Origin of the sequence: Variovorax raffinosi (assembly GCF_051216615.1) — a bacterium.
Lineage (GTDB): Bacteria > Pseudomonadota > Gammaproteobacteria > Burkholderiales > Burkholderiaceae_C > Variovorax.
In genome coordinates this window covers 65,859-90,224 of the sequence record NZ_JBPJZR010000009.1, presented here as the reverse complement: position 1 = coordinate 90,224, position 24,366 = coordinate 65,859, and the positions used below count along the sequence as shown (strand labels likewise).

At 67.1% G+C, this 24,366-nt stretch carries 26 protein-coding genes and 1 tRNA gene; 14 read left to right on the top strand and 13 right to left on the bottom strand.

The window, feature by feature from the left end:
• Positions 1–12: 12 nt before the first annotated feature.
• From ACSFB7_RS24685 to rutA, 5 genes are read right to left on the bottom strand one after another with little or no spacing between them, the layout of a single operon-like run.
• Complete coding sequence (locus tag ACSFB7_RS24685; protein WP_435474867.1) at positions 13–609, bottom strand: malonic semialdehyde reductase; 597 nt, start codon at positions 607–609, stop codon at positions 13–15.
• Complete coding sequence (rutD, locus tag ACSFB7_RS24680; protein ID WP_435474865.1) at positions 606–1,412, bottom strand: pyrimidine utilization protein D; 807 nt, start codon at positions 1,410–1,412, stop codon at positions 606–608. Before rutD ends, ACSFB7_RS24685 begins: the two co-directional genes overlap by 4 nt.
• Positions 1,413–1,417: 5 nt before the next feature.
• Entirely contained in the window at positions 1,418–1,810 is a 393-nt protein-coding gene (gene rutC / locus ACSFB7_RS24675) for a pyrimidine utilization protein C (RefSeq protein ID WP_435474863.1), read from the bottom strand.
• A 21-nt stretch (positions 1,811–1,831) separates the two neighbouring features.
• Complete coding sequence (rutB, locus tag ACSFB7_RS24670; RefSeq protein ID WP_435474861.1) at positions 1,832–2,620, bottom strand: pyrimidine utilization protein B; 789 nt, start codon at positions 2,618–2,620, stop codon at positions 1,832–1,834.
• A gap of 13 nt (positions 2,621–2,633) precedes the next feature.
• The gene (gene rutA, locus ACSFB7_RS24665; protein ID WP_435474859.1) at positions 2,634–3,746 is read right to left on the bottom strand and encodes a pyrimidine utilization protein A; all 1,113 of its coding nucleotides are present in this window, start codon (positions 3,744–3,746) and stop codon (positions 2,634–2,636) included.
• Positions 3,747–3,962: 216 nt separating this feature from the next.
• Between rutA and ACSFB7_RS24660 the strand changes: the two genes are divergently transcribed.
• From ACSFB7_RS24660 to ACSFB7_RS24650, 3 genes are all read left to right on the top strand, one after another.
• A complete protein-coding gene (locus ACSFB7_RS24660; protein ID WP_435474857.1) occupies positions 3,963–4,415 on the top strand; it encodes a YybH family protein in 453 nt (150 codons plus the stop codon).
• Between the two features lie 62 nt (positions 4,416–4,477).
• Positions 4,478–5,503, top strand: coding sequence for a YheT family hydrolase (locus ACSFB7_RS24655; RefSeq protein WP_435475205.1), 1,026 nt, complete (start codon positions 4,478–4,480; stop codon positions 5,501–5,503).
• Between the two features lie 6 nt (positions 5,504–5,509).
• Positions 5,510–6,073 carry a DUF2946 family protein gene (locus tag ACSFB7_RS24650; RefSeq protein WP_435474855.1) on the top strand — a complete coding sequence of 188 codons (564 nt, stop codon included), beginning with the start codon at positions 5,510–5,512 and terminating at the stop codon, positions 6,071–6,073.
• Between the two features lie 67 nt (positions 6,074–6,140).
• On the opposite strand, the gene ACSFB7_RS24645 is transcribed toward ACSFB7_RS24650, so the two are convergent.
• The 4 genes from ACSFB7_RS24645 to ACSFB7_RS24630 all read right to left on the bottom strand — a co-directional run bounded on the left by ACSFB7_RS24645 (position 6,141) and on the right by ACSFB7_RS24630 (position 12,770).
• Positions 6,141–6,761, bottom strand: coding sequence for a c-type cytochrome (locus ACSFB7_RS24645; protein ID WP_435474853.1), 621 nt, complete (start codon positions 6,759–6,761; stop codon positions 6,141–6,143).
• Between the two features lie 115 nt (positions 6,762–6,876).
• Complete coding sequence (locus tag ACSFB7_RS24640) at positions 6,877–8,298, bottom strand: efflux transporter outer membrane subunit (protein ID WP_435474852.1); 1,422 nt, start codon at positions 8,296–8,298, stop codon at positions 6,877–6,879.
• Positions 8,291–11,455 carry an efflux RND transporter permease subunit gene (locus ACSFB7_RS24635; protein ID WP_435474850.1) on the bottom strand — a complete coding sequence of 1,055 codons (3,165 nt, stop codon included), beginning with the start codon at positions 11,453–11,455 and terminating at the stop codon, positions 8,291–8,293. Before ACSFB7_RS24635 ends, ACSFB7_RS24640 begins: the two co-directional genes overlap by 8 nt.
• A gap of 16 nt (positions 11,456–11,471) precedes the next feature.
• Positions 11,472–12,770, bottom strand: a complete 1,299-nt coding sequence (locus tag ACSFB7_RS24630; protein ID WP_435474848.1) for an efflux RND transporter periplasmic adaptor subunit — start codon at positions 12,768–12,770, stop codon at positions 11,472–11,474.
• Between the two features lie 177 nt (positions 12,771–12,947).
• On the opposite strand from ACSFB7_RS24630, the gene ACSFB7_RS24625 reads away from it, so the two are divergent.
• The 3 genes from ACSFB7_RS24625 (at position 12,948) to ACSFB7_RS24615 (ending at position 14,028) form a co-directional block, all read left to right on the top strand.
• Positions 12,948–13,631 (top strand): TetR family transcriptional regulator, encoded by a 684-nt coding sequence (locus tag ACSFB7_RS24625; RefSeq protein WP_435474846.1) that lies wholly within the window; start codon positions 12,948–12,950, stop codon positions 13,629–13,631.
• A 42-nt stretch (positions 13,632–13,673) separates the two neighbouring features.
• Positions 13,674–13,748, top strand: a tRNA-Arg gene (locus ACSFB7_RS24620).
• A gap of 52 nt (positions 13,749–13,800) precedes the next feature.
• On the top strand, positions 13,801–14,028 hold the full coding sequence (locus ACSFB7_RS24615) for a hypothetical protein (RefSeq protein WP_435474845.1): 228 nt from the start codon (positions 13,801–13,803) through the stop codon (positions 14,026–14,028).
• 38 nt (positions 14,029–14,066) lie between these two features.
• Here the strand turns inward: ACSFB7_RS24615 and ACSFB7_RS24610 are convergent, their stop codons facing one another.
• Positions 14,067–14,831 carry an AraC family transcriptional regulator gene (locus ACSFB7_RS24610; protein ID WP_435474843.1) on the bottom strand — a complete coding sequence of 255 codons (765 nt, stop codon included), beginning with the start codon at positions 14,829–14,831 and terminating at the stop codon, positions 14,067–14,069.
• A gap of 17 nt (positions 14,832–14,848) precedes the next feature.
• Between ACSFB7_RS24610 and ACSFB7_RS24605 the strand changes: the two genes are divergently transcribed.
• The 3 genes from ACSFB7_RS24605 (at position 14,849) to ACSFB7_RS24595 (ending at position 17,084) form a co-directional block, all read left to right on the top strand.
• Entirely contained in the window at positions 14,849–15,766 is a 918-nt protein-coding gene (locus ACSFB7_RS24605) for a sulfite exporter TauE/SafE family protein (protein WP_435474841.1), read from the top strand.
• Positions 15,767–15,938: 172 nt separating this feature from the next.
• Complete coding sequence (locus tag ACSFB7_RS24600; protein ID WP_435474839.1) at positions 15,939–16,292, top strand: H-NS histone family protein; 354 nt, start codon at positions 15,939–15,941, stop codon at positions 16,290–16,292.
• A gap of 63 nt (positions 16,293–16,355) precedes the next feature.
• Positions 16,356–17,084, top strand: coding sequence for a glutathione S-transferase (locus tag ACSFB7_RS24595; protein ID WP_435474837.1), 729 nt, complete (start codon positions 16,356–16,358; stop codon positions 17,082–17,084).
• A 51-nt stretch (positions 17,085–17,135) separates the two neighbouring features.
• Here the strand turns inward: ACSFB7_RS24595 and rsmI are convergent, their stop codons facing one another.
• Positions 17,136–18,092, bottom strand: a complete 957-nt coding sequence (rsmI, locus tag ACSFB7_RS24590) for a 16S rRNA (cytidine(1402)-2'-O)-methyltransferase (protein WP_435474835.1) — start codon at positions 18,090–18,092, stop codon at positions 17,136–17,138.
• On the opposite strand from rsmI, the gene ACSFB7_RS24585 reads away from it, so the two are divergent.
• The 3 genes from ACSFB7_RS24585 to ACSFB7_RS24575 all read left to right on the top strand — a co-directional run bounded on the left by ACSFB7_RS24585 (position 18,092) and on the right by ACSFB7_RS24575 (position 20,033).
• A complete protein-coding gene (locus ACSFB7_RS24585; protein WP_435475204.1) occupies positions 18,092–18,508 on the top strand; it encodes a YraN family protein in 417 nt (138 codons plus the stop codon). The genes rsmI and ACSFB7_RS24585 overlap by 1 nt on opposite strands.
• Positions 18,509–18,594: 86 nt before the next feature.
• The gene (locus tag ACSFB7_RS24580) at positions 18,595–19,239 is read left to right on the top strand and encodes an SIS domain-containing protein (RefSeq protein ID WP_435474834.1); all 645 of its coding nucleotides are present in this window, start codon (positions 18,595–18,597) and stop codon (positions 19,237–19,239) included.
• Positions 19,236–20,033: a BON domain-containing protein gene (locus ACSFB7_RS24575; protein ID WP_435474832.1), complete on the top strand. Its 798-nt coding sequence runs from the start codon at positions 19,236–19,238 to the stop codon at positions 20,031–20,033. Before ACSFB7_RS24580 ends, ACSFB7_RS24575 begins: the two co-directional genes overlap by 4 nt.
• Before the next feature lie 48 nt (positions 20,034–20,081).
• Here the strand turns inward: ACSFB7_RS24575 and ACSFB7_RS24570 are convergent, their stop codons facing one another.
• Positions 20,082–20,990: an NAD(P)-dependent oxidoreductase gene (locus tag ACSFB7_RS24570; RefSeq protein ID WP_435474830.1), complete on the bottom strand. Its 909-nt coding sequence runs from the start codon at positions 20,988–20,990 to the stop codon at positions 20,082–20,084.
• Between the two features lie 87 nt (positions 20,991–21,077).
• Here ACSFB7_RS24570 and ACSFB7_RS24565 point away from each other — a divergent pair, with 87 nt between their 5' ends.
• Both ACSFB7_RS24565 and ACSFB7_RS24560 read left to right on the top strand, forming a co-directional pair.
• Positions 21,078–21,560, top strand: a complete 483-nt coding sequence (locus ACSFB7_RS24565; RefSeq protein ID WP_435474828.1) for a MerR family transcriptional regulator — start codon at positions 21,078–21,080, stop codon at positions 21,558–21,560.
• A gap of 58 nt (positions 21,561–21,618) precedes the next feature.
• The gene (locus ACSFB7_RS24560) at positions 21,619–23,172 is read left to right on the top strand and encodes an MFS transporter (protein WP_435474826.1); all 1,554 of its coding nucleotides are present in this window, start codon (positions 21,619–21,621) and stop codon (positions 23,170–23,172) included.
• A gap of 33 nt (positions 23,173–23,205) precedes the next feature.
• Here ACSFB7_RS24560 and ACSFB7_RS24555 read toward each other — a convergent pair whose 3' ends face one another.
• Complete coding sequence (locus ACSFB7_RS24555; RefSeq protein WP_435474824.1) at positions 23,206–24,342, bottom strand: PilT/PilU family type 4a pilus ATPase; 1,137 nt, start codon at positions 24,340–24,342, stop codon at positions 23,206–23,208.
• Between the last annotated feature and the right edge of the window lie 24 nt (positions 24,343–24,366).

Here is a 24,366-nt window from a genome sequence, read left to right as displayed (position 1 = left end):
GGGTGACTTTTTTCAGGCCAACAAGCAGGCTTCGTCGAAGGGCAACCGCGGCAGGCGGCCGAACACCTTCGACACGTCGCCGTGGCCGAGGTTGATGAGGAAGTTGGCGCTCCAGTCGGTGCCCTCGAAGAAGGCGGCATCGACCTTTGCCTTGTCGAAGCCCGACATCGGGCCGGCGTCCAGGCCCACGGCGCGCGCCGCGAGCAGCAGGTAGCCGGCCTGCAGGCTGGCATTGCGAAAGGCGGTCTCGTGCGCAGCCTCGGGGCTGCCGGTGAACCAGCTGCGTGCATCGGCATGCGGGAACAGCGTGGGCAGCTTGTCGTAGAACTTGCGATCCCATGCGGCGATCACGGTGACCGGTGCGCTCATGGTCTTGTCGAGGTTGCCCTTCGACAGCGCGGGCGCAAGACGTTGCTTGCCTTCGGCCGTTCGCACGAACACAAAGCGTGCGGGCGAGCAGTTGGCGGAGGTCGGGCCGAGGCTGGCCAGTGCGTAGATCTGCTGCAGTTGGGCGTCGGAAACCGGTTCATCGGTCCAGCCGTTGTGGCTGCGCGCGCCGGTGAAGAGAAGCGACAGGGCTGCGTCGTCGAGTGTGGATGTGGTGGTCATGCTGGTACCGTGGGTGTGCTCACCCGCGAGAGAAAGTCGAGCAGGCTGCGGTTGAAGGCGTCGGCTTCGGTCACGCTGTGCGCATGCCCACCGTGCGGCATGAAGTCGAGCGTCACGTCACGCAGGCCATCGGCCAGTCGCTGCGAGCAGGTCCAAGGCACGAGCACGTCGTCCTTGGCGGCGGCGACCAGCGTGGGGGCGGTGATGTCGGCAAGGCGCGCGTCGATGTTGAAGGCGCGCAGTGCGGCGATGCGCGCGCGCATGTTGGCCTCGCCGGGGAAATGCGCGAAGGCGTGATCGACTTCATCGGCGACGCGCTGCGCATGCTCGGCGCACCACGCGGCGGGGTAGAGAAAGATCGGTTGAGCTTCCACGTACGCACGTGGGCCGCTGGCACCCAGCAGCGTGAGCCGCGCATCGAAGCAGCGCACCGAATGCGGGTTGGGCTTGGACCATGCGTTGATGAGCACCAGGCTGGCGATGCGCTCGGGCGCGTCGAGCGCGAGTTGCAGGCCAACGAGTCCACCGAGCGCGTGGCCGATGAAGTGGCACTGCGCGGTGTTCGTGGCGTCGAGTATGTCGATCACGTCACGCGCCATGTCTGCAATTGCATAAGCCTCGGGCAATGCAGCAGGGCTGCGGCCCGTGCCGCGCTGGTCGTATGCAACGACGCGGTAGCCCGCATCCACCAGCGCACCGAGCTGCGGCTGCCAGAACCCGGCCGAACCGCCGAGGCCGGACGACAGCAGCACGGTGGCCGCCGCATCGGACGGCCCGTGCACCTCGCAGTGCAGCGCGCTCATCGCGTTCAGGCCTTGTGTCCGATGTGGGCGATCGAGGCAATCTCGATCAGCGCATCGGGCTTCACGAGGCCGCACTGGATGCAGTAACGCGCGGGCTTGGTGCCGGGGAAGAAATCGGCATACACCGCGTTGATCTTCGCGTAGTCGGCCCAGTCCTTGAGCATGATCTGGTTGAAGGTCACATCGTCCATGGTGCCGCCGGCAGCTTCGACCACGCCCTGGATGGTGGTGAGCACGTGGCGCGCCTGCGCGGCGGCGTCGCCGACATGGACCACGTTGTTGTCCTTGTCGAAGGGCAGCGTGCCCGACACATAGAGCACGCCGTCGGCGAGCGTGCCGGGAACGTAGGGGGCGAGCGGCACGCCGGTGCCGGGCGGGATGATGGCTTGCTTGGGCATTCGGAAACTCCTTGAAGTGAATCAGGCGATGGCCGCTTCGGCCGCTGCGGGTTGGGGAACGGCTTGCGGCGCGAAGGTGGCGCAGAACTGGTCCACCGTGGAGACCCATCCGAAGAAGGTCTCGACGTTGTAGACCGAGGCCTTCTGGATCGCGGGGCCGCCGAGTTCATGCGTCGCGTCTTCGAGCATCACGGCGAAATATTCGAGGTGGAAGGCATCGCGCAGCGTCGATTCGACGCACACGTTGGTCGCGATGCCGGTGAACACGAGGTGGCGGATGCCGCGTGCGCGCAGCGTGCTGTCGAGCGTGCTGTTGAAGAAGCCGCTGTAGCGCGTCTTGGGCACGACGATGTCGCCGGGCTGCGGCTTCATCTGGTCGATGAGTTCGTAGTCCCAGCCGCCCTTGGCGAGGAACTTGCCCTGCAGTTCAGGCCTGGCGCGCATGGTCTTGAGCGCGTTCGACTTGTGCCAGTTGGGCGAGCCGGGGCCGCCCGCTTCGACGTACGCCGCGTCCCAGCCGTTCTGCAGGAACACGACCAGCATGCCGGCCGCGCGCGCGGCGGCAATGCTGCGCGCGATGTTGGCGATGGTGCCTTGCGCACCCGAGATGTCGAAGCCGGCCGAATCGACATAGCCGCCGATCGATGCATAGGCGTTCTGCATGTCGACCACGATGAGCGCGGAGTCGGTGGCGTGCAGCGCCAGCGGCTCGGGGCGCGCGGGCAGCACCAGCGGTGCGGGTGCACCGGGCAGGCGCGGCGCGCCGACGGGCGTGGTCGAGGTGAGGGTGGTGTTCTTGGGCGTGGTCATGCGCGTCTCCTCTTCAGGCCGCAAGGCGTTCAGGCTCGACCTGCGAAGGCACGGGGCTTTGCACATGCGCACGGCTCTTCATCAGCGGCTGGATGCGTTCGCCGAAGGCTTCGACGCCTTGCACGAAGTCGTCGAAGGTCAGCAGCACGCCTTCGGTGCCGGGCACCTCGGCCACTTCGTCGAGCAGGCGCGCAACGGTTTCGTACGAGCCGACGAGCGTGCCCATGTTGATGTTCACGGCCGAGGTCGGGTCGGCCATCTGGCGCACGTTGGTGTCCGCTCCCGACTTGGTGTCGGCCGCGCCCTGCTGGCCCAGCCATGCGATGGCTTCGTGGTCGGCGCCGGCCTTGTAGTGCTCCCACTTGGCGCGCGCGGCCTCGTCGGTTTCGTCGGCGATCACCATCATCAGCACGTAGGTCGTGACGTGGCGACCGGTCTTGCGCGTGGCCTCGATGAGCTTTTCGGCGGCGGGCGCAAAGGCCTTGGGCGTGTTCACACCCTTGCCGAAGCAGAAGTTGTAGTCGGCGTACTTCGCGGAAAAGTCCATGCCCGCGTCGCTCTGACCGGCGCAGATCACCTTCATGTCGGCCTGCGGCTGCGGGCTCAGGCGGCAATCGTCCATCTGGAAGTGCTCGCCCTTGAAGTCCGACTGGCCGGTGCCCCAGAGGTCGCGCAGCACCTGGATGTATTCGGACAGGTACTGGTAGCGCGTGCTGAAGAACTGGTCGCCGGGCCACATGCCCATCTGCGAGTACTCGGGCCGCTGCCAGCCGGTGACGAGGTTCAGGCCGAAGCGGCCGTTGGAGATCGAGTCGATGGTCGAGCCCATGCGCGCGACGATGGCCGGCGGCATCACCAGCGAGGCGGCGGTGGCGAAGAGCTTGATCTTGCTGGTGACGGCGGCAAGGCCGGCCATGAGCGTGAAGGACTCGAGGTTGTGGTCCCAGAACTCGGTCTTGCCGCCGAAGCCGCGCAGCTTGATCATCGACAGCGCGAAGTCGACGCCGTAGCGCTCGGCCTTCAGCGTGATCTCTTTGTTGAGTTCGAAACTGGGCTTGTACTGCGGTGCGTTCTCGGAAAGCAGCCAGCCGTTGTTGCCGATGGGAATGAAGATGCCGACGTTCATGAAAGGGCTCCTGTTGCGGGTTTCAAAGCTCCTTGCATGCGCCATGCCAATTCAATAAGTCATTTCAAATCAATGGGTTAACTCAATCTCTCTGTTTTGTTTTGACCAAATGGTCCAAAACAGAGCAGGCGAATCGAAAGGATTGCGGCGGCACGGTGCAGGCGGGACCAAAGCGGTGCAGTGCCGGCGTCACGAACGGCGCGGCAGAATCACGCCATGCCCAAGACACCCCTGCGCGCCGCCGCGGCCATCGGCGGCACTGCCGATGACATTGAAGCCGCCTTCTACGAAGCGCTGCAACGCGGCGACATCGATGCATTGATGGCCTGCTGGGCCGACGAGGACGAGGTGTTCTGCGTGCACCCCGGCGGCCCGCGCCTTGTGGGTGCCGTGGCGATTCGCACGGCCTTCGAGCAGATGTTCAGCAACGGCGCAATCCACGCTCAGCCGGCGCGGGTGCGCAAGATCGAATCGCTCGCGAGTGCGGTGCATAACGTGCTGGAGCGCATCGAGGTGCTCACGGCTGAAGGCCCGCGCCACGCCTTCGTGCTGGCCACCAACGTCTATCACAAGACCGCGCAAGGCTGGCGCCTGGTGGCGCACCACGCAAGCCCCGGCAGCGCGCGCGAGCCCGACGACGTGAACGATCCGCCCCAGACCCTGCATTGATGTCCTCCGCCGTTATTTCTCCCCCTCCTTCTTCCTCTTCATCCTCCTCGCTCCAGTCGGCGATGGATTACGCGGCGCCGCGCTGGCTGCCCGGTGGCAACCTGCAGACGATCTGGGCTGCGCTCTATGCACGGCGCTTCGACGGGCTGGCGCCGGTCTACCGCCGCGAGCGCTGGACCGCGCCCGATGGCGATTTCGTCGATGTTGATTTCGTCGACGCGCCCGCTTCGGTGGCCAAGCCGCCGCTGCTGGTGCTGTTCCACGGGCTCGAAGGCTCTTCGCGCAGCCACTACGCCGAAGCCTTCGCAGACTTCGCGGCGTCGCGCGGCATGGCGTTCGCGGTGCCGCATTTCCGCGGCTGCAGCGGCGAGATGAACCTGGCGCCGCGCGCCTACCACTCGGGTGACTTCGAGGAAATCGGCTGGATCCTGGCGCGCATGCGCGAGCAGCACGCGCTGGCCGGTGGCGGGGCGGTGCTGGCGGCGGGCGTGTCGCTCGGCGGCAATGCGCTGATGCGCTGGGCCAGCGAAGCCGGCGACACGGCGGCCCGCGTGGTGAGCGCGGTGGCCTCGGTGTGCGCGCCGCTCGACCTGGCGGCGGGCGGCGACGCCATTGGCCGGGGTTTCAACCGGCTGGTCTACACGCGCATGTTCCTTGCGACCATGAAGCCCAAGGCGCTGGCCAAGCTGGCGCAGTTCCCGGGGCTTTTCGACCGCGACCGGCTGCTCGCCGCGCGCGACCTCTACACCTTCGACGACGTGTTCACCGCGCCGCTGCACGGCTTTCGCGACACCGAAGACTACTGGGCCCGGGGCTCGGCCAAGCCCCACCTGGACCGCATCCGCGTGCCCGCGCTGGTGGTGAATGCCCGCAACGACCCGTTCATTCCCGCGAGCAGCCTGCCGCGTCCCGGCGAGGTTGGTGCGCATGTCACGCTGTGGCAGCCCGCGCAGGGTGGCCATGTGGGCTTTCCGATGGGGATGCCGCCGGGGCATGTGCGGGGAATGCCGGAGCGGGTCGGCGCCTGGCTGCAGGTGCACGGCGGCGCATCGGCTGACGACGCGGGCGTGCAGCCGGCGCGAGAATGACGCGTTATGGATGACATCGTCAAACAAGCGCTCGCCAAATGGCCCAACGTGCCCGACTGCTACGGCTGGCTCGGCCTCGACGCGCGCGGCAACTGGTACATGCGCGACGACCGCACCCAGGCCCAGGGCCCGTTCCGCGTGGCCAAGGGCTCGATGCTGCGGCACGACAAGCTGATCGACTTCATCCACCGCAACTACGAGCACGACGACGAAGGACAGTGGTTCTTCCAGAACGGGCCGCAGCGCGTCTATGTGGAGCTGGAGGCCGCGCCGCTGGTGTGGCGCGTGGCCGAGGAGGGCGATGGCTTCACGGTCACGGCCCATTCGGGCCAGGTGGTGCAGGTCTCGGGCTGCCTGCTCGATGAAGAGGGCCGGCTTTACCTGGTCGCGCCGATCGGCCTCGGGCTGGTTCACACGCAGGACGTGGGCATCGCGGCCGAGGCCATCGAGCGGGGGCTTTGGACGCCCGAGGTCGTGCAAGCCAGCGAGCTGCCCGGCCGCTTTGGGCATGTACTGAGTCCGTCGGAACATCATTCCGGCGCCGCTGCACCGTCGCTATCAAAACAATAGCCTCGCGCACGCATCGACCATGAAAAAAGCCGGCGCTGGGCCGGCTTTGTCGTTGGGGCGAGGTATCTCAGTTGGCTGCGGGTGCGCTGGCTGCAGGTGCTGCAGCGGCGGCCGAAGCGCCTTCGGCGGGCGCCGCAGTGGCCGGACGATCAGGCACCGGGAACTTGGCGCCACCGGCGTTGGCCATGTAGACCACGGCACGGCCCACTTCGAGGTCTTCGAAGTCGCCGCCGCCCTGGGCAGGCATGGCGCCCTTGCCCTTCAAGGCATGTTCGAGGAGGGTGGCGTAGCCCTGGCCGATGCGAGGGCCCCAGGCCGCGGCGTCGTTCAGGTGAGGCGCTCCGGGGATGCCGGGGGCGCCGTGGCAGGCGATGCACTGCGCCTTGAAGACGGCCTCGCCGGCGGCAAGCGGACGGTTGGCGTCGCGGATCTCGATGGTGCCGACCTTCTTGAGGCGGTCGGCCACTTCGCGGTCGCGTGCCTCCTTGGTCACCCCGTAGAGCGCCATGTTGTCGCCCTCCGCGGTGCCCGCGGGCTTGGTGCCCGAGACCACGTAGGCCACAAGACCCACGATGATCAGGATCGGGGCAATGAAGGAGAAAAATACCGCCAGCAGCAGTTGCTTCGGGTTCTTGATCGGCCCGGTATGGGCTTCTTCTGTGGCCTGGTTATGCGGGTCTGCGCTCATGGCGTCCTCAAAATCGGGGGCTCGTCGGGGGGCTTTTTCTAACCAACCGGCGATTATAGAGAGGCCCCTTGCCTTAACGGGCAATCGGCTTCCCTATATCGGACGCCGAAGCGTCTTAGCCCTTGTCGCGTGTGGCCCAGCCGCCACCCAGGGTCTTGTACAGCGTGACCTGGTTCTGCAGTTGCAGCAGCCGCGCATTGATCGCCAGTTGCTGCGCCGTGAACAGCGAACGCTGCGCATCGAGCAGGTCGAGCGCGCTCGCGATGCCGTTGCGATAGCGCAGGTCGGACAGCTTGAAGCGCACACCTTCCGCGGTGGCCTGCGCGCGCTGCGCCCGCACCTCTTCGCCCAGCGTGGCACGGCCAGCGAGTGCATCCGCCACCTCGCGGAAGGCCGTTTGCACCGACTTTTCGTACTGCGCCACGGCGATCTCGCGTCCAGCCTTCGCCGAGTTGAGCGTCGCGAAGTTGCGGCCCGCATCGAAGATCGGCAGCGTGACCGTGGGCGCGAAAGACCAGGCCTTGGAGCCGCGATCGAACAGGCCCGAGAACTCGGTGCTGGCGGTGCCGATGCCGCTCGTCAGCGACACGCGCGGGAAGAAGTTCGCGCGCGCCGCGCCGATGTTGGCATTGGCCGCAATCAGTTGCTGCTCGGCCGCGCGGATGTCCGGCCGCTCGGCCAGCAGGTCCGAAGGCAGGCCGGCCGGTACGTCGGGCATGGGCTTGATGCCGTCCAGGCCCTTGGCGCCGCCCGCCGTGGCTTCGGCCGGCACCGGCGCGCCCAGCAGCAGCGCCAGTGCGTTCTCGTCCTGCATGCGGGCGCGCAGTTGCTGCGCATAGGCGGCACGTGCGGTTTCGGCGAGCGAGTTCGCGGCCTGGAAGTCCAGTTCCGACGACACACCGTTGTCGAAGCGCATCTTGGTCAGGCGCACCGACTCGTCGCGCGTGACCATCGTCTGGCGCGTGAGTTCGAGCAGCTCGTCGTCGGCCAGCAGCGTGAGCCAGCCATTGGCGACCGATGCGATCAGGCTGATCTGCACGGCCTTGCGCGTTTCTTCGGTGGCGAGGTACTGCGACAGCGCCTGGTCCTTCAGCGCGCGGATGCGGCCGAAGAAGTCCAGCTCCCAGGCCGTGAAGCCGAAGTTGACGCTGTATTGCGATGACACGCTGCCGGCAGCGCTGTCGACCGCCTGCAGTGAGTTGGGGCTCGAACGCGAACCGTTGCCCGTCAGGCCCAGCGCAGGGAACAGGTTGGAGCGCTCGATCTGGAACTGCGCGCGTGCCTGCTCGATGTTGAGCACCGACACACGCAGGTCGCGGTTGTTCGCCAGCGCGGTCTGGATCAGGCCCGCCAGCCGCGGGTCGGCGAAGAAGTCCTGCCAGGGCAGCGCGGCCGAAGCCTGGCCGCCCGGTTGCGCCGGGTCACCCGGGTAGGTGGTCGGCACCGGCGCGGCGGGGCGCTCGTAGGTCGGGATCAGCGAGCAGCCGGCCAGCAGCATCGCGGCGGCCAGGGCTGTGGGAATCAGTTTCTTAGTCATGTGCTTTCTCTTCCGTGATGCCGGCGGCTTCCGCATGCCGCTTGTCGGCTTCGTGCTGGCGCGCGCTGCCCTTGAACAGGGTGCGCACGACCACGAAGAACACCGGCACAAAGATCACCGCGAGTGCCGTGCCCGTCACCATGCCGCCCAGCACGCCGGTGCCGATAGCACGCTGGCTGGCCGAACCGGCACCCGAGGCGATCACCAGCGGCACCACGCCCAGGCCGAAGGCCAGCGAGGTCATGATGATCGGGCGGAACCGCAGGTGGGCGGCGGCCAGTGCCGATTCGATGACGCCCTTGCCTTGCGCCTGCAGGTCCTTGGCGAACTCGATGATCAGAATCGCGTTCTTCGCCGAGAGGCCGATGATGGTGATCAGCCCCACCTGGAAGTACACGTCGTTCGAATAGGCCCGCAGCATCGTCGCCAGCAGCACGCCCAGCACGCCGAGCGGCACCACCAGGATCACCGACAGCGGGATCGACCAGCTCTCGTACAGCGCAGCCAGGCAGAGGAACACCGCCAGGATCGCGAAGCCGTACAGGATGATGGCCTGCGAACCCGCGAGCTTTTCTTCACGCGACTGGCCGGTCCACTCGAAGCCGAAGCCTTGTGGCAACTGCGCGGCGAGCTTTTCCATCTCGGCCATCGCGGCACCCGTGCTGAAGCCCGGGGCTGCGTCGCCGCTGATGCGGATGGCGGGATAGCCGTTGTAGCGCACCGTCTGCGTGGCACCCGTCACCCACTTGGTGGTGGCGAAGGCCGACAGCGGCACCGGCTGGCCCTGCGTGTTGCTGGCGTTCAGCCTGAGCAGGTCGTCGGGCTGCATGCGGGCCGGTGCATCGGCCTGCACGACCACGCGCTGCAGGCGGCCGCGGTTCGGGAAGTCGTTGATGTAGCTCGAACCCAGGCCGGTCGACAGCGTGGCATTGATCGAATCGAAGCTCACGCCCAGGGCGTTGGCCTTGTCGCGGTCGATGTCGATCTGCAGTTGCGGCGCGTCTTCCAGGCCGTCGGGGCGAACCTGCTTGAGCACCTTGCTCTGCGAAGCCATGCCCAGCAACTGGTTGCGTGCGTTGATCAGCGCCTCGTGGCCCGAGCCGGCGCGATCCTGCAAGCGGAAGCTGAAGCCGCTGGCATTGCCCAGTTCAGGAATGGGCGGCGGGCTCAGCGGGTAGATGAAGGCGTCGCGGATGCCCGAGAGCGCACCGAAGGCACGGCCGGCCAGCGCGCTGGCCGAGTGAGCCGGGTCCTTGCGTTCCGACCAGTCCTTCAGCGTCACGAAGGCAAGGCCGGCGTTCTGGCCCTGGCCCGAGAAGCTGAAGCCCATCACACCCACCATGCTCTGCACTTCGGGCTGCTTCAGGATGAAGCCTTCGACCTGCTGCATGACCGACAGCGCACGCTCTTGCGTCGCACCTGGCGGCAGTTGCACGTTGACGATGATGTTGCCCTGGTCTTCTTCCGGCAGGAACGAGCTTGGCAGGCGCGAGTAGGTGAACGCCACCGCGCCGACGATCGCAACGTAGATCACCAGGTAGCGCGCGGCGCGGCGCAGGATGCGCGCGACGACGCTTTCATAGCCCTTTGCCGTGCGCGCGAAGCCGCGGTTGAACCAGCCGAAGAAGCCGCGCTTCTCGTGGTGGTGGCCGGCTTCGACGGGCTTGAGCAGCGTGGCGCACAGCGCAGGCGTGAGCGACAGCGCCATGAAGGCCGAGAAGGCGATCGACGCCACCATCACCGCCGAGAACTGGCGGTAGATGTTGCCGGTCGAACCCGCGAAGAACGCGAGCGGCACGAACACCGAGATCAGCACCACCGTCACGCCGATGATGGCGCCGGAGATCTGCTTCATGGCCTTGCGCGTGGCTTCGAGCGGCGACAGCCCCTCCTCGCTCATGATGCGTTCGACGTTCTCGACCACCACGATGGCATCGTCCACCACGATACCGATCACCAGCACCATGCCGAACATGGTCAGCACGTTGATCGAGAAGCCCAGCGCGAGCAGCGTGGCAAAGGTGCCCAGCAGCGCGATCGGCACCACGATCGTTGGAATGATCGTGTAGCGCCAGTTCTGCAGGAACAGGAACATCACGACGAACACCAGCGCCACGGCTTCCAGCAGCGTCTTGACCACTTCGGTGATCGAGATCTGCACGAAGCGCGAGCTGTCGTACGGAATGGCCCACTTCACGCCCGCGGGGAAGAAGCGTTCCAGCTCGGCCATCTTGGCGCGGATCGCCTTGGCCGACTGCAGCGCGTTGCCGTTGGGCGTGGGCTGGACGCCGACGCCGACCGCCGGCACGCCGTTCAGGCGCGCCGAGGTGGCGTACGACTGGCCGCCGAGTTCGACGCGGGCCACGTCCTTCAGCCGCACGGTCGAGCCGTCGGTGTTGGCGCGCAGCACGATGTTCTTGAACTGCTCGACGTTGGCGAGCTGGCCGTTCACGACCACGGTGGCCGCGATGGCCTGGCCGGGAATGTTTGGCAGGTCGCCGATGGTGCCGGAGGACACCTGGGCGTTCTGCGCGCGGATCGCGTTGTTGACGTCGGTCGGCGACAGGTTGAAGCCCTGCAGCTTGGCCGGGTCGATCCAGATGCGCATCGCGTTTTCGGAGCCGAACAACTGGGCCTGGCCCACGCCGACCACGCGCTGCAGTTCGGGCACGACGTTGCGTGCAGCGTAGTCGCCGAGTGCCACCGGGTCGAAGTTCGGATCGTCCGACGACAGCATGACGAACATCAGGAAGTTGTTGCGCGACTTGTCCACGCGCACACCCTGCTGCGTCACGGCGGCCGGCAGGCGCGGCGTCGCGCGCGACAGCCGGTTCTGCACGTCCACCTGTGCCAGGTCGTCGTTGGTGCCGGCTTCGAAGCTGATCGTGATGGTGCCGGTGCCGTCGGCCTGGGCCACCGATTCCATATAGATCAGCCCTGGCGAGCCGTTCATTTCACGTTCGATGACGGACAGCACGCTGTCCTCGAGCGTCTGGGCCGAGGCGCCGGGGTAGGCGACGTTGATGACGATGGCGGGCGGTGCCACCGGCGGGTACTGCGAGATCGGCAGCTGGGTGATTGCCACACCGCCCATCACCAGGATGAACAGTGCGATCACCCACGCAAAGATCGGGCGGTCGATAAAAAATTTGGCCATGCGGGCGCGCTCCTGATTACTTCTTCTCGGCCGTGGCCGGTGCCGGCTCAGCAGCCGGCTTTGTGGCGGCGGCAGCCGCCGGAGCTGCAGGTGCAGCCGGTTGGGCCGCCGCGGCAGCCGGGTTCGGCTTGGTCCACGGCACGGCCTTCACGGGCGTTCCGGGCGGCATCATCTGCAGCTTCTGGAAGCCGTCGACCATCACCTGCTCGCCGGCCTTCAGGCCATCGAGCACCACCCACTGGTTGTCTTTGGCGGCGCTGATCTTCACGGTGCGCTTGCTGATCTTGCCGTCCTTGTCGACCACCGACACGGTGTCACCCTGCTGGGTGCGCGTGACGGCCTGCTGCGGCAGCGTGATCGCGTTGGTGGCCTGCGCCTGTTCGAGCTTCACGCGAACGTACAGGCCCGGCAGCAGCTCGCCCTTGGGGTTGGGAACTTCGGCGCGCAGCGTGACCTGGCCGGTGGTGGAGTCGACCGTGAGGTCGGAGAACAGCAGCTTGCCTTCGAGCGGGTAGTCGGTGCCGTCTTCCAGCACCACGCGGATGGTTGCAGCTTCTTCGCCGCTTGCGCGCTTGTACTGGCCGGCGGCCACTGCGCGGCGCAGCTTCATCGCGTCGGAGGCCGACTGCGTGAAGTTCACGTACAGCGGGTTGATCTGCTGCACCACGGCGAGCTCGGTGGCATCGCCCTGGCCCACCAGCGCGCCTTCGGTCACGAGGGCGCGGCCGATGCGGCCCGCGATGGGCGAGGTCACGTCGGCGTAGCCGAGGTTGATCTTGGCGGTCTGCACGGCGGCGCGGCCGGCGGCCACGTCGGCTTCGGCCGTCTTGTACGAGGCCACGGCGGTGGCGTATTCCTGCTTGCTCACCGCATTGGCTTCAACCAGGGGCTTGTAGCGGTCGGCCAGGGCCTTGGCCTGCACGGCGTTGGCTTCGGCGCGTGCCAGCGTGGCTTGTGCGTTCTGCGAAGCGGCCACCAGCGGTGCCGGGTCGATGCGGAACAGCAACTGGCCGGCCTTCACATCGCTGCCTTCGCGGAACTCACGCTTGAGCAGGATGCCCGAGGCACGGGCGCGAACCTGGGCGATACGCGAGGCTTCGAGACGGCCAGGAAGCTCGGTCACGAGGCCCACGTCGGTTGGCGCGGCCACCACCACGCCCACCTCGGGCGCCGGATGAGCGCCACCGCCACCACCGCCGGGGCCGGCTGGCGCGTCGCTCTTGCCGCAGCCCGCAAGGACCAGCAGAACGACGGCAGCCACGGTCGCGAGACGCGGCGAAAAGGACGATTGACGCGAAACATGCAGGAGAGGCATGCGATTCCTTTGAAGCGAAGACGGGAGATGGCGCGTTCGCGGTGCGAACGGGAAGCCAGCATAAACAGCCGGGCCATCGGGGAAGCCCGGTAGTCTACATACATTCATGGATGTATAGTGACTGCGATCAATGGCCCCACGATGTGGAAGGGGCGTTGCCTTTACAAAACTGGAGACTTGGTGGCACGTCGTACGAAGGAAGAAGCATTGGCTACGCGGCATCGATTGCTCGATGCTGCGGAGTTGTTGTTTCAGGCACAAGGCGTTTCGCAGACCTCGTTGCAACAGATTGCGCAACAGGCGGGCGCAACGCGCGGTGCCATCTATTGGCACTTCAAGGACAAGGCCGACCTGTTCAACGCGATGATGGAACGCGTCATCCTGCCGCTCGAAGCCGGGCCGAAGGCCGTGTGCTCGTCCGCCGCGGCCGCCGACGCCGACGACCCGCTGGCGGAAATCGAGGAGGGCATGATCCACGCGCTGACACTCATGACCACCGACCCGCAGGTGCGCCGCGTGTTCGACGTGGCGACCCACAAGGTCGAGTACACGCACGACATGGCCTCGGTGCAGCAGCGCCACCTCGATGCGCGCAATGCCTGCGTGGTCGACTTCGAAAAAGCCCTGCGGCTGGCCGCGCGCCGCAACCACATCCGGCTGCCCGTGCCCGGCTATGCGGCGGCGCAGGGCCTGCATGCGCTCATCAGTGGACTCATCCAGAACTGGCTGCTCGACCCCGAGGCCTTCGACCTCGTGCCGATGGGAAAACACACGCTTCGCGTCTATCTGGCGGGGTTGGGCTTCGTTCGGACGCGGCTCGACATCACGGTTGCGGACGATGCGGAAACCGAGGTCGCCTGATAGGCGATAATGCGTGGCTCCGGTGCTTGCCGGACCCCCTCTCTCGCTGTATTTCAACGGATAGAATTCGGCCCTCCGAAGGCTGAGATCCAGGTTCGATTCCTGGCGGCGGGACCACATTCCAAACCGGAAGCACTCAAAGGCTTCCGGTTTTTTTCTTTCCCCACCCATGACGGAGTTGACTGATCTGGACGAGGCCAGCCTCGCAGCGCATGCCGCCGAATGGCGTCGTCGTGCCTTGCGCGGCGAGAAGCAGGCGCGCGGCATTGCGCATGCCCTTGAAGCTGAATTGCGGCGGCGCACCGGGGACTCGATCGTCCCCACCCAGGGCGCCGACCTGGACACCCGCCCCCTGGCGTTGCGCGAGGTGACGCGTCCCTGGTGGAAGTTCTGGTGAGCGAGCCCAGCCGGGCTGCCGCGTCTGCTTTCACGACATCACGACATCACGAAATGCGAGGGTGAGCGCCCGAGCGTCTTGCGAAACATCGTAGAGAACGCGCCCGGGCTGTCGTAGCCCAGGTCCAGCGCCACCACGGTCACGGCCTGTCCCTCCGCGAGGCGCGACAGGGCGACCAGCACGCAGGCGCGCTGGCGCCACTTGCCGAAAGCCATGCCCGTTTCAAGACTGAAGCGGCGGCTGAAAGTGCGCTCGCTGACATTCAACTGCGCGGCCCACATCGCGGGCGTCACGTGGATGTCGGGCTGGCGAAGAAATTCCACGCAAAGACCGGCCAGTGCCGCGTCGCGGGGCAGGGGCACATGCAGCGGCAAGGCCTGCGCACGCGTCAACTCGTGCAGCGCGAGCCGCATCAAGGCGCCATCGCGGCCCTGCCGCTCGTAGGCGGCCGGCAGTTCGATCGCCTCCATCAGCAACTGGCGCAGCAGGGGCGACACGTTCAGCACCTCGCATTGATTGCCCTTGCGCGGCACGGCGCGCGGTTCGATGTAGAGGCTGCGCGTGCTCACGCCCAGCATGCGCACCCGATGCGGCTTGCCGGCTGGAATCCAGACGCCCCGCTGTGGCGGCACCACCCAAGCGCCGTCGTCGGTGCCCACTTCCATCACGCCCGTTGCGCCGTAGAGGAACTGCGCGCGCCGGTGGCTGTGCGTGTGGAGCAGCGTGCCGGGCGGGTAATCGGTACCGATGGCCAGCACCGGACGGTCGATGGCGTCCACGGAATCGAGCGAAATGTTGCGCATGGCGGGCTGATCTCGGATTGGCCGGAATGAAAACATTATTGGCCTGCATGCGCAAGCGAGCCAGGCGAGGCGAATCTATCGTTGCAGCATTCTTCAATGCCTTCAGGAGGCGCTTCGTGTCGCTCTATTTCGTGCTCGCCGGCTTCGGTTGCCTGGCGGGCGTCACCACCGTGCTGTTCGGCTTTGGCGGCGGATTCGTGGTGGTGCCACTGCTCTATCGGGCCTTGATTGCGGCCCATGGCGCCGACAGCGCCGTGGGCCAATCCGCCATGCACATCGCCGTTGCCACGTCGACCTGCGTGATGATCGTCGGCGCATTGCTCGCCACGCGGCGACACCAGCGTGCGGGCACGCTGGACTGGACGCAGGTTCGCCCGTTGCTCGGGTTCATCGGCATCGGCGCCGTCGTGGGAGCCGCGGCCGCCGTCTTCGCCGATGGCGAGTTCGTGCGATGGGCCTTCGTTGCCTACCTTGCCGCGACGATCCTCGATTGCCTGATCCGCCCCGGCTTCCTGACGCACGCCGCGCCCTCCACGGTGCGCCCGCCGTCGCGCGGCATCGCCGCGCTCGGCAGCGTTGTCATCGGCCTGATCGCCGCGTTCCTTGGCGTGGGCGGCAGCGTCATGACCGTGCCGCTGATGCGCCGCCGGGGCATCGACATGACGCGTGCGACGGCCATGGCCAACCCGCTGTCGCTGCCCATCGCGCTGGCCGGCACCGCGACCTACATGGCGCTGGCGTGGCGTTCGACCTCGTCGCTGGAAGGGTGGCACGTCGGCTATGTGGATGTGCCCGCGTTCGGCGCGCTGGTCGTCGGTTCGCTGGTGGGGATTCGCGCCGCCGCGCCATTGATCGGCCGCATTCCGGACCGTGTGCACACATGGGTCTATCTGGCGTTGCTGCTCGCCGTGCTGGCCGGCATGGCGCTGCGCTGATTGATCGATTGGCAGGAAGGCGTCAACGCCTTCCGCATTCCTCGCCGCGCGCGGTCGCTCGGGCCGTGGATGTCAGGTTGGTAACAATGTGCACACAATCGTTAATGTCGCTGGGTGGTCAGCTCGACCTGTGTATAAGCACCGCTTGACTCTCACAACAACGACTTAAGCAATGACCAAGACCTACCTCCAGGTGCAAAAGCAGATCGCGCAACTCCAGAAGGAAGCCGACACACTGAGAAAGAAGGAAGCGGCTGGCGTGCTGGCCCGTATCAAGGAAGCGATCTCGGTCTATGGCTTCACGGCCGAAGAGTTGGGCGTGGGTACGCGCAAGACCAAGGCGGCGGCCGCGCCCGTCGCCAAGCGCAAGGGTGCGAAGAAGGGTGCTGTGAAGTCCGCGAAATCGGCCTCGGCGCCTCGCTTCAAGGACGACCAGGGCAATGTCTGGGGTGGCCGCGGTCCGCGCCCCGCGTGGTTCAAGGCGGCGCTCGAAAGCGGCAAGACGCCCGCTGATCTCGCCGCGTAGTCGAAAGTCGCTGCTTCGGCCGGATTGGTTGCAGGGGCCTGCTGTCCCTGACACCATGGCCGCATGCCTTACCAACTCCATTACTGGCCCAGCATCCAGGGCCGCGGTGAATTCGTGCGGCTCGCGCTCGAGGCCGCCGGCGCCGACTATGTCGATGTCGCGCGCTTGCCCGCGTCCAGCGGCGGCGGCGAATCGGCATTGGGCCGTCGCCTCGACGATCCCAACAACGCGCGTCCCGCCTTCGCGCCGCCCTTCCTTGTCGACGGCGACATCGTGGTGGGGCAGACTGCCGCGATCCTGCTGTACCTCGGGCCACGGCTGGGCCTGTCGGGCGTCGGCGAGTCCGACGGGCTGTGGACCCACCAGTTGCAGCTCACCATCGCCGACGCGGTGGCCGAGGCGCACGACACGCACCACCCGATCTCGACCGGCGCCTATTACGAAGACCAGCGCGACGCCGCCGTGCAGCGTGCTCGGGCCTTTCGCGACGAGCGCATTCCAAAGTTTCTGAACTGGTTCGAGCAGGTGCTGCAGCGCAACCCCGCAGGCGATCTGCACCTGGTCGGCGACATGCTGACCTATGCCGATCTCTCGCTGTTCCAGTTGGTGGATGGCCTGCACTACGCGTTTCCCAAGGCCACAGCGAGGGCGCTGGCCGCGACGCCGACGGTCGAAAAATTGCACGCCAACATCAAGCGCCGCCAGCGTGTGCACGACTACCTGCAAAGCCCGCGCCGCATCGCGTTCAATGAAGACGGGATCTTCAGGCGCTATGCGGAGCTGGACGGGTGAAGCGCTTGTTCATCACCACTCGCTAGTTCAGCGACACGGCGCAGTGACAGGCTATTCGCCGTCCACGTCCTGCGCGTCGTTGCGAATGCGCAATGCCGTTTCGTAGAGCGCGTTGCGGGGCGAGCCGCTGATTTCCGCGGCAAGCCGCACCGCAGTTTTCACGGGCAACTCGGCCAGCAGCAGGCGCAGCACGCGTTCGCCCTCTGCGCCGCCGTCACCCGCCACCGCCACCGGATGCAGCACCAGCGCGAATTCGCCGCGCGTGCGGTCGCGGTCGGCCGTGAACCAATCGGGCAGGGCACTGGCGGCCACGGTTGCGATTTCCTCGAACTGCTTGGTGAGTTCTCGGCCCACCGTGATGCGGCGTTCGCCCAGCGTGGCTAGCGCGCGCGCCAGGCTTTCGATGCGGTGCGGCGCCTCCAGCAACACGACGGCGCGTGGTTCCTGCGACAGCGCCTGCACGGCCGTATCGCGCTCGCCGGCCTTGCTCGGCAAAAAGCCCGCAAAGACGAAGGCGCTGCTGGCATTGCCGTCGCCGCCGTCGGCCACGAGCCCGGCAGCGCCGATCAGCGTGGTGACGCTGCTCGCGCCCGGCAGTGGCAGCACGCGCTGCCCCGCCGCACGAACGGCGGCGGCCAGCCGCGCGCCAGGATCGCTCACGCCGGGCGTGCCGGCATCGCTGACATAAGCGATGCGCTCGCCCTGCGCGAGCCGCGCAACCACCGTCTGCGCCGCCTCGGCCTCGTTGTGCTGGTGCACCGCCAGCAGCCGGGCGCCCGGCCGGTCGATGCCGTAGGCGCGCAGCAGGCTCTGCGTGTGGCGCGTGTCCTCGCAGGCGATCACGTCCACCAGTTGCAGCACATGCAGCGCGCGCAGCGTGATGTCGGCCAGGTTGCCGATGGGCGTGGCGACCACGTACAGCGTGGCCTGCGGATAATGCTGCGCACCCGCGGCGTCATGCGCGGCCGCGAGGGCGGCGCCGAAGGAAGCGGGTGCGAGTGAAGCCAATGGGTTTCTCCGGAAAAACAAACAAGAAGACGGCAGGGAGCATGAAGACCACCACAACGAAGCATCGTGGCGATGCGGCGGAAGACGCCGCGCTCGACCATCTGAACAACGCCGGCCTGCTGCTGGTCGCGCGCAATTATCGAACGCCGGGCCGAGGCGGCGGCGAGATCGACCTGATCATGCGCGATCCGCGTGGCCCTGGCGGTGGCACGCTGGTGTTCGTCGAGGTCCGCCAGCGCAGCACGGGCGCGCACGGCGGCGCGGGCGGCAGCATCACAGGGCTGAAGCAGCGGCGCATCGTGTTCGCCGCGCGGCACTACCTGAACCAGTTGCGCACGGTGCCACCCTGCCGTTTCGACGTGGTGCTGGTCGAGGAGAAAATCACCTGGCTGCAAGCCGCGTTCGACGCCGGCTGACCCGCATCGCGCGGGAACTGAAGCCTTGCTGAAGGCTCCACAACTCACACGTCTTGTTTCACAACCCCCAGTTATCATCCCGCCACATGCTCGAGCAACGTATTCAGCAGCACTTCATTGACAGTGCCGACCTCAAATACCAGACCGGACCGGTCCTCAGCAAACCCATCTCTCAAGCGATGCAGGCCATCCTGGCCTGCGTGACCAGCGGCGGCAAGGTGCTGGCCTGCGGTGCTGGCGTGTCGGGTCTGCTGGCGGCGCAGTTCGCCGCGCAGTTCGTCGGCCGCTTCGAGCGCGAGCGCCCCGAGCTGGGCGCCATCGCGCTGCCGGGCGACACCACCGACCCCAATGCCGACAGCGCCAATGCCATGGACGCCGACCGCTTCGCCCGCCAGGTGCGCGCGCTGGGCCAGGCCGGCGACGTGCTGTTGGCACTGAGCGCCAGCGGCCAGTCCGCAGCAGTGCTCGCTGCCGTGATGGCCGCGCATGAGCGCGACATGACCGTGGTCGCCCTGCTGGGCAACGCGGTCTCGGGCCCGCCTTCGGCACCGGGCGCGGGCAGCAGCGGCACCGGCGGCGTCATCGGCCGCGCGCTGCGCGAAACCGATGTCCAGATCAGCGTCCCGCACGAGCGTGCGGCGCGCATCCACGAAGTCCACCTGCTCGCGCTGCATTGCCTGTGCGACGGTGTGGATGCCCAGTTACTCGGAGAACAGGAAATTTCCTCATGACCATGACGACGACACCGATCCAGCGTTTCGCCATTGCACTCACCATGGGTGCCGCACTGGTCGCCGGTCTTTCCGCCTGCGTTCCGCTCGTGGTGGGCGGTGCCGCGGTGGGCGTGGGCCTGCTGGCGACCGATCGCCGCAGCTCGGGTGCCCAGCTCGACGATCAGGGCATCGAGCTGCGCGCCGCCGCCCGCGTGCGCGACATGGCCAACGACCAGATGTATGTGAGCGTCACCAGCTTCAACCGCCAGGTGCTGCTGACCGGCGCGGTGGGCAACGACGCCGACCGCCGCAAGGTCGAAGAAACCGTGCTGCGCGTGGACAACGTGCGCTCGGTGGTCAACGAACTCACCATCGGCACCCCGAGCACCTTCCAGGACCGCTCGAACGACCTCTACATCACTGGCAAGGTCAAGGCCTCGCTGCTCGATGCCAAGGACATCTTCGCCAACTCGTTCAAGGTCGTGACCGAACGCGGCGTGGTCTACCTGATGGGCATCGCCACCCGCCGCGAGACCGATCGCGCCACCGAGATCACGCGCGGCGTGGGCGGTGTCGTGAAGGTGGTACGCGTGGTCGAAATCGTCAGCGAAGCCGACCTTGCCAACCAGTCGCAAACGGGTGGCACCGGCGCACCGGTGACTTCGTCGGTTCCGGCCACGCCCGCGCCGCCGCAGACCATTCCGGCCTCGTCGTCATCGTCGCGCGTTCCGCTTCCGCCGATGGCGCCTCTGCCGTCGGGCGGAACTTCGACGCAGCCCGCCGGCAGCGCGACTACAACTCCCGTCCGCTGATCCAGCAATGAAGTAGCGGCCGGCGCAGCCCGGCCGCTTCCGGCGAGCCTATTTCAGTCGAGTGATGAGGCTGGACGTGTCCCAGCGCTGGCCGCCGGCCTGCTGCACGTCGGCATAGAACTGATCGACCAGCGCCGTCACCGGCACGCGCGCACCATTGCGCTTGGCTTCGTCCAGCACCAGGCCCAGGTCCTTGCGCATCCAGTCGACCGCGAAGCCGTAGTCGAACTTGCCTTCGATCATCGTCTTGCCGCGGTTTTCCATCTGCCAGCTCTGTGCGGCGCCCTTGCTGATGACGCCCAGCACCGCCTCCATGTCGAGCCCGGCGCGCTGGCCGAAGGCAATGGCTTCCGACAGGCCCTGCACCAGGCCCGCGATGGCGATCTGGTTCACCATCTTCGCGAGCTGGCCGGCGCCGCTCTCGCCCAGCAGCGTGACTGCGCGCGAGAACGCCATGGCCACCGGCTTGATGCGCTCGAACACGGCGGCTTCACCGCCGCACATCACGGTCAGCGCGCCGTTCTGCGCACCCGCCTGTCCGCCCGAGACGGGCGCATCGATGAAGTGCAGGCCCAGCGCCTGCGCCGCCTTCGACAGTTCGCGCGCCACGTCGGCCGATGCCGTCGTGTGGTCGACGAACACCGCGCCCTTCGCCATGCCGGCGAAGGCGCCGTCGTCGCCCAGCACCACCGAGCGCAGGTCGTCGTCGTTGCCGACGCAGCAGAACACGATGCTGGCGCCGGCCACCGCTTCGCGCGGCGTCGGGGCATGGCGGCCGGGCGCGCCGAATTCGGCGGCCCAGGCCTGCGCCTTGGCGGGCGTGCGGTTGTAGACCGTCACGCTGTGGCCGGCCTTGGCCAGATGGCCGGCCATGGGCCCGCCCATGACGCCGAGGCCGAGAAAGGCCACCGTCTGTGCGGGGATGGATTCGTAGGTTCGGGTGTTGATGCTGCTCATGGGGCAGGAGCTTAAAGCCATTCCGTGAGCGATGGGATGGCTTCAACCTGTACGTGAACGTACAGGTTTGGCTACAATGCCCCTGTCATGACCGAGCCGAACCCCGCCAAGACCATCACCGTGCGCGACGCCGCCGCGCGGCTCGACGTCACGCCGCGCACGCTCAAGTACTACGAAGAACTGGGCATCGTGGTGCCGGTGCGCAGCGAGGGCGGCTACCGCCTGTACGAGCAGGCCGACCTCGACAAGCTGGCGCGCGTGCTGCGCATGCGCTCGCTGGGTTTCTCGCTCACGGCCATCACCACGATGCTGCAGCAGCCGATGGAAGCACCGGCCGAAGGCGGGCGGCCCCGGCTGTCCAATGCCTCGCTCAAGACGCTGCGCGAAACGCTGACCGGGCAACTGGGCACGCTCGATGCGCGCGTGGCGCAGGTCCGCCGCGAGCTGAAGGAAGCCGCCGCATTGCAGGCGCAATTGCGGCGCGACCTGGACTATGTCGAGCGCCGCTTGGCCGGCGAGCCGGTGGAAGAGGCGCTCGAAAGCCGACGCAAGGAGCGGCCGGCGTCATGAGCACCGCAAGGCCGCCCGAAAACGCTCGTGCTGCCGTGCACGGCACGGAGGCTTGCAAATGACCTCCCCGGCCCTGGCATGGCCTTCGCGCGGCAGCAGCGTCGCGGTCGCGCTGCTGCCCTGGGCCATCGGCCTCGTCACGGCCATCGACTATTTCGACAACGCGCTGTTCGCCTTCTTCGCGAGCTACATCGCCGGCGGCGTCAACGCCTCGCCCGACGAACTGGTGTGGGCTTCGAGCGCGTACGCGCTGGGCGCCGTGCTCGGCATCCTGCAACAGCATGCGTGGGTCGAGCGATTGGGCTACCGGCGCTACCTGGCGATCTGCATGTTCGCCTTCGCGGCCGGCGGTGTCGGCGCGGCGCTGTGCGACAGCTCCACGCAACTGACGCTGGCGCGGGCGGTGCAAGGCTACTTCGTCGGGCCGATGCTGGGTGCCTGCCGTATCCTGATCCAGATCGGCATTCCGCCGGCACGCCGTGCCAAGGCGCTGAAGGCCTTCATGGTGCTGATCGTCTTCGGTGGCGCGCTGGCGCCGATCGTGGGCGCCTTTCTCGTCACCAACTTCGACTGGCGCTGGCTCTTCGCGAGCACCGCGCCGGCCGCGGCGCTGATCGGCCTGCTGGTGCTGTGGACGCTGCCCGACATCGGCGACGTCGAGCCGCACGAGCGCACCGAGCCGCACTACGTCGCCTACCTCGTGTTCGCGCTCGCGCAGGCGGCGCTGCAGGTGGTGCTGACGCGCTCGCACTTCGAGCTGTTCACCGGCTCGCCCGCACTGATCGGCCTGACGCTCGCTGGCGTGGCGGGGCTCGCATGGTTCGGCTGGCAGCAATGGCAGCACCCGGCGCCGCTGGTGCGGCTGCATGCGTTGCGCAATGCGTCCTTCCGGGTCGGGCTGGCGCTGTACGTCGTCTACTACTACCTGTCGACGGGCTTCAGCTACCTGCTGCCCCGGTTGATGGAAGGCGGCCTGGGTTTCACCGTGGGCAACACCGGCTACTTCACGGGCGCGGCATCGCTGGCGACCGGGCTGCTGGTGTTCGTCTACCTGCGCTATTCGGCGCTGCTCACGCGCAAGAAGTGGCTCATCGTCATGGGCTTCGGCATTGCGGCGTTGGCGGCATGGTGGCTGTCGCGGGTCACGCCGCAGGTGGGGCGCGAAGCCTTGCTGGGGCCGCTGCTGCTGCGTGGGCTGCTGATGCTGTTCGTCGTGCTGCCGGTGGCCAACCTCACCTTTCGCCCCTTCGCGGCCGAGGAATTCGCGCACGGCTACCGGCTCAAGAACCTGGTGCGGCAGCTCGCGATTTCATTCGCGACATCGAGCGTGATCGCATTGCAGCAGCACCGGCTGGCGCTGCATGAAGTGCGGCTGAGCGAGTCGGCGAATCCCGCGAATGCCAGCTTCATGCAGGCGCTGGAGTCGCTCACCCATGGCTTTGCGGCAGCGGGGCATTCGGCGGCTGAGGCGCATGCGATGGCGCTGGGCACGCTGTGGCGCACGCTCGAACAGCAGGCCACCTTCATGGCTTCGCTCGACGGGTTCACCGCGATGGCGGTGATTGCGTTGGTGGCCGGCGTCTTCGCCGCGTGGCAGCGGCAGATCGACTAGCGCGGTGCAGTAAACCGCGCCTGCCCGGTCCGCTCAAACGATCGCGAAGTGCTCCGTACCCGCCGCCAGGTCGGTGCTTCGCGCGCGCTGGCTGTTGAGCTTGATCTGCAGCCGCAGGTCGTTGGCCGAGTCGGCGTTGCGGATTGCGTCGTCGAAGGTGATCGAGTGGCTCTCGAACAGGTCGAACAGCGCCTGGTCGAAGGTCTGCATGCCCAGGTTGCGGCTCTTCTTCATGATCTCCTTGATCTCGCCCACTTCGCCCTTGAAGATCAGGTCGGCAATCAGCGGCGTGTTCAGCAGCACTTCGACCGCGGCCACGCGGCCCTGGCCGTCTTCCGTGGGCACCAGCCGCTGCGAGACCAGCGAGCGCAGGTTCAGCGACAGGTCCATCAGCAGTTGCGCGCGGCGCTCTTCGGGGAAGAAGTTGATGATGCGGTCCAGCGCCTGGTTGGCGCTGTTGGCGTGCAGCGTGGCCATGCACAGGTGGCCGGTTTCAGCGAAGGCCACCGCGTGCTCCATGGTTTCGCGGTCGCGGATTTCGCCCATCAAAATCACGTCGGGTGCCTGGCGCAGCGTGTTCTTCAGCGCGGCTTCCCAGCTGTCGGTGTCGATGCCCACTTCGCGCTGCGTCACCACGCAGTTCTTGTGCGGGTGCACGAACTCGACCGGGTCTTCCACCGTCACGATGTGGCCGAAGGAGTTCTCGTTGCGCCAGTCGACCATGGCCGCCAGCGTGGTCGACTTGCCCGAGCCCGTGGCGCCCACCAGGATGCACAGGCCGCGCTTGGTCATTGCCACGTCCTTCAGCACCTGCGGCATGCCCAGGCCGTCGATGGTCGGCAGCTTCGCGGGAATGGTCCGCAGCACCATGCCGACCTTGCCCTGCTGCACGAACGCGTTCACGCGGAAACGGCCGATGCCGGTCGGCGAGATTGCGAAGTTGCACTCCTTGGTGCGCTCGAACTCGGCCGTCTGGCGATCGTTCATGACCGAGCGCGTCAGCGCCAGCGTGTGCTGCGAGCCCAGCGCCTGCTGCGACACCTTGGTGACCTTGCCGTCGACCTTGATGGCCGGCGGAAAGTCGGCGGTGATGAACAGGTCACTGCCGTTGCGGCTCACCATGAGCTTGAGCAGGTCGTTGATGAACTGGCTGGCTTGATCGCGTTCCATGATGTCGTGCTCCGGGTGGCTGGA

What these genes read in the sequence shown, in the direction of transcription:
- ACSFB7_RS24685 (WP_435474867.1), bottom strand. Translation starts at nt 609, where the DNA reads ATGACCACCACATCCACACTCGACGACGCAGCCCTGTCGCTTCTCTTC.
- rutD (WP_435474865.1), bottom strand. Translation starts at nt 1,412, where the DNA reads ATGAGCGCGCTGCACTGCGAGGTGCACGGGCCGTCCGATGCGGCGGCC.
- rutC (WP_435474863.1), bottom strand. Translation starts at nt 1,810, where the DNA reads ATGCCCAAGCAAGCCATCATCCCGCCCGGCACCGGCGTGCCGCTCGCC.
- rutB (WP_435474861.1), bottom strand. Translation starts at nt 2,620, where the DNA reads ATGACCACGCCCAAGAACACCACCCTCACCTCGACCACGCCCGTCGGC.
- rutA (WP_435474859.1), bottom strand. Translation starts at nt 3,746, where the DNA reads ATGAACGTCGGCATCTTCATTCCCATCGGCAACAACGGCTGGCTGCTT.
- ACSFB7_RS24660 (WP_435474857.1), top strand. Translation starts at nt 3,963, where the DNA reads ATGCCCAAGACACCCCTGCGCGCCGCCGCGGCCATCGGCGGCACTGCC.
- ACSFB7_RS24655 (WP_435475205.1), top strand. Translation starts at nt 4,478, where the DNA reads ATGGATTACGCGGCGCCGCGCTGGCTGCCCGGTGGCAACCTGCAGACG.
- ACSFB7_RS24650 (WP_435474855.1), top strand. Translation starts at nt 5,510, where the DNA reads ATGGATGACATCGTCAAACAAGCGCTCGCCAAATGGCCCAACGTGCCC.
- ACSFB7_RS24645 (WP_435474853.1), bottom strand. Translation starts at nt 6,761, where the DNA reads ATGAGCGCAGACCCGCATAACCAGGCCACAGAAGAAGCCCATACCGGG.
- ACSFB7_RS24640 (WP_435474852.1), bottom strand. Translation starts at nt 8,298, where the DNA reads ATGACTAAGAAACTGATTCCCACAGCCCTGGCCGCCGCGATGCTGCTG.
- ACSFB7_RS24635 (WP_435474850.1), bottom strand. Translation starts at nt 11,455, where the DNA reads ATGGCCAAATTTTTTATCGACCGCCCGATCTTTGCGTGGGTGATCGCA.
- ACSFB7_RS24630 (WP_435474848.1), bottom strand. Translation starts at nt 12,770, where the DNA reads ATGCCTCTCCTGCATGTTTCGCGTCAATCGTCCTTTTCGCCGCGTCTC.
- ACSFB7_RS24615 (WP_435474845.1), top strand. Translation starts at nt 13,801, where the DNA reads ATGACGGAGTTGACTGATCTGGACGAGGCCAGCCTCGCAGCGCATGCC.
- ACSFB7_RS24610 (WP_435474843.1), bottom strand. Translation starts at nt 14,831, where the DNA reads ATGCGCAACATTTCGCTCGATTCCGTGGACGCCATCGACCGTCCGGTG.
- ACSFB7_RS24600 (WP_435474839.1), top strand. Translation starts at nt 15,939, where the DNA reads ATGACCAAGACCTACCTCCAGGTGCAAAAGCAGATCGCGCAACTCCAG.
- ACSFB7_RS24595 (WP_435474837.1), top strand. Translation starts at nt 16,356, where the DNA reads ATGCCTTACCAACTCCATTACTGGCCCAGCATCCAGGGCCGCGGTGAA.
- ACSFB7_RS24585 (WP_435475204.1), top strand. Translation starts at nt 18,092, where the DNA reads ATGGGTTTCTCCGGAAAAACAAACAAGAAGACGGCAGGGAGCATGAAG.
- ACSFB7_RS24580 (WP_435474834.1), top strand. Translation starts at nt 18,595, where the DNA reads ATGCTCGAGCAACGTATTCAGCAGCACTTCATTGACAGTGCCGACCTC.
- ACSFB7_RS24575 (WP_435474832.1), top strand. Translation starts at nt 19,236, where the DNA reads ATGACCATGACGACGACACCGATCCAGCGTTTCGCCATTGCACTCACC.
- ACSFB7_RS24570 (WP_435474830.1), bottom strand. Translation starts at nt 20,990, where the DNA reads ATGAGCAGCATCAACACCCGAACCTACGAATCCATCCCCGCACAGACG.
- ACSFB7_RS24565 (WP_435474828.1), top strand. Translation starts at nt 21,078, where the DNA reads ATGACCGAGCCGAACCCCGCCAAGACCATCACCGTGCGCGACGCCGCC.
- ACSFB7_RS24560 (WP_435474826.1), top strand. Translation starts at nt 21,619, where the DNA reads ATGACCTCCCCGGCCCTGGCATGGCCTTCGCGCGGCAGCAGCGTCGCG.
- ACSFB7_RS24555 (WP_435474824.1), bottom strand. Translation starts at nt 24,342, where the DNA reads ATGGAACGCGATCAAGCCAGCCAGTTCATCAACGACCTGCTCAAGCTC.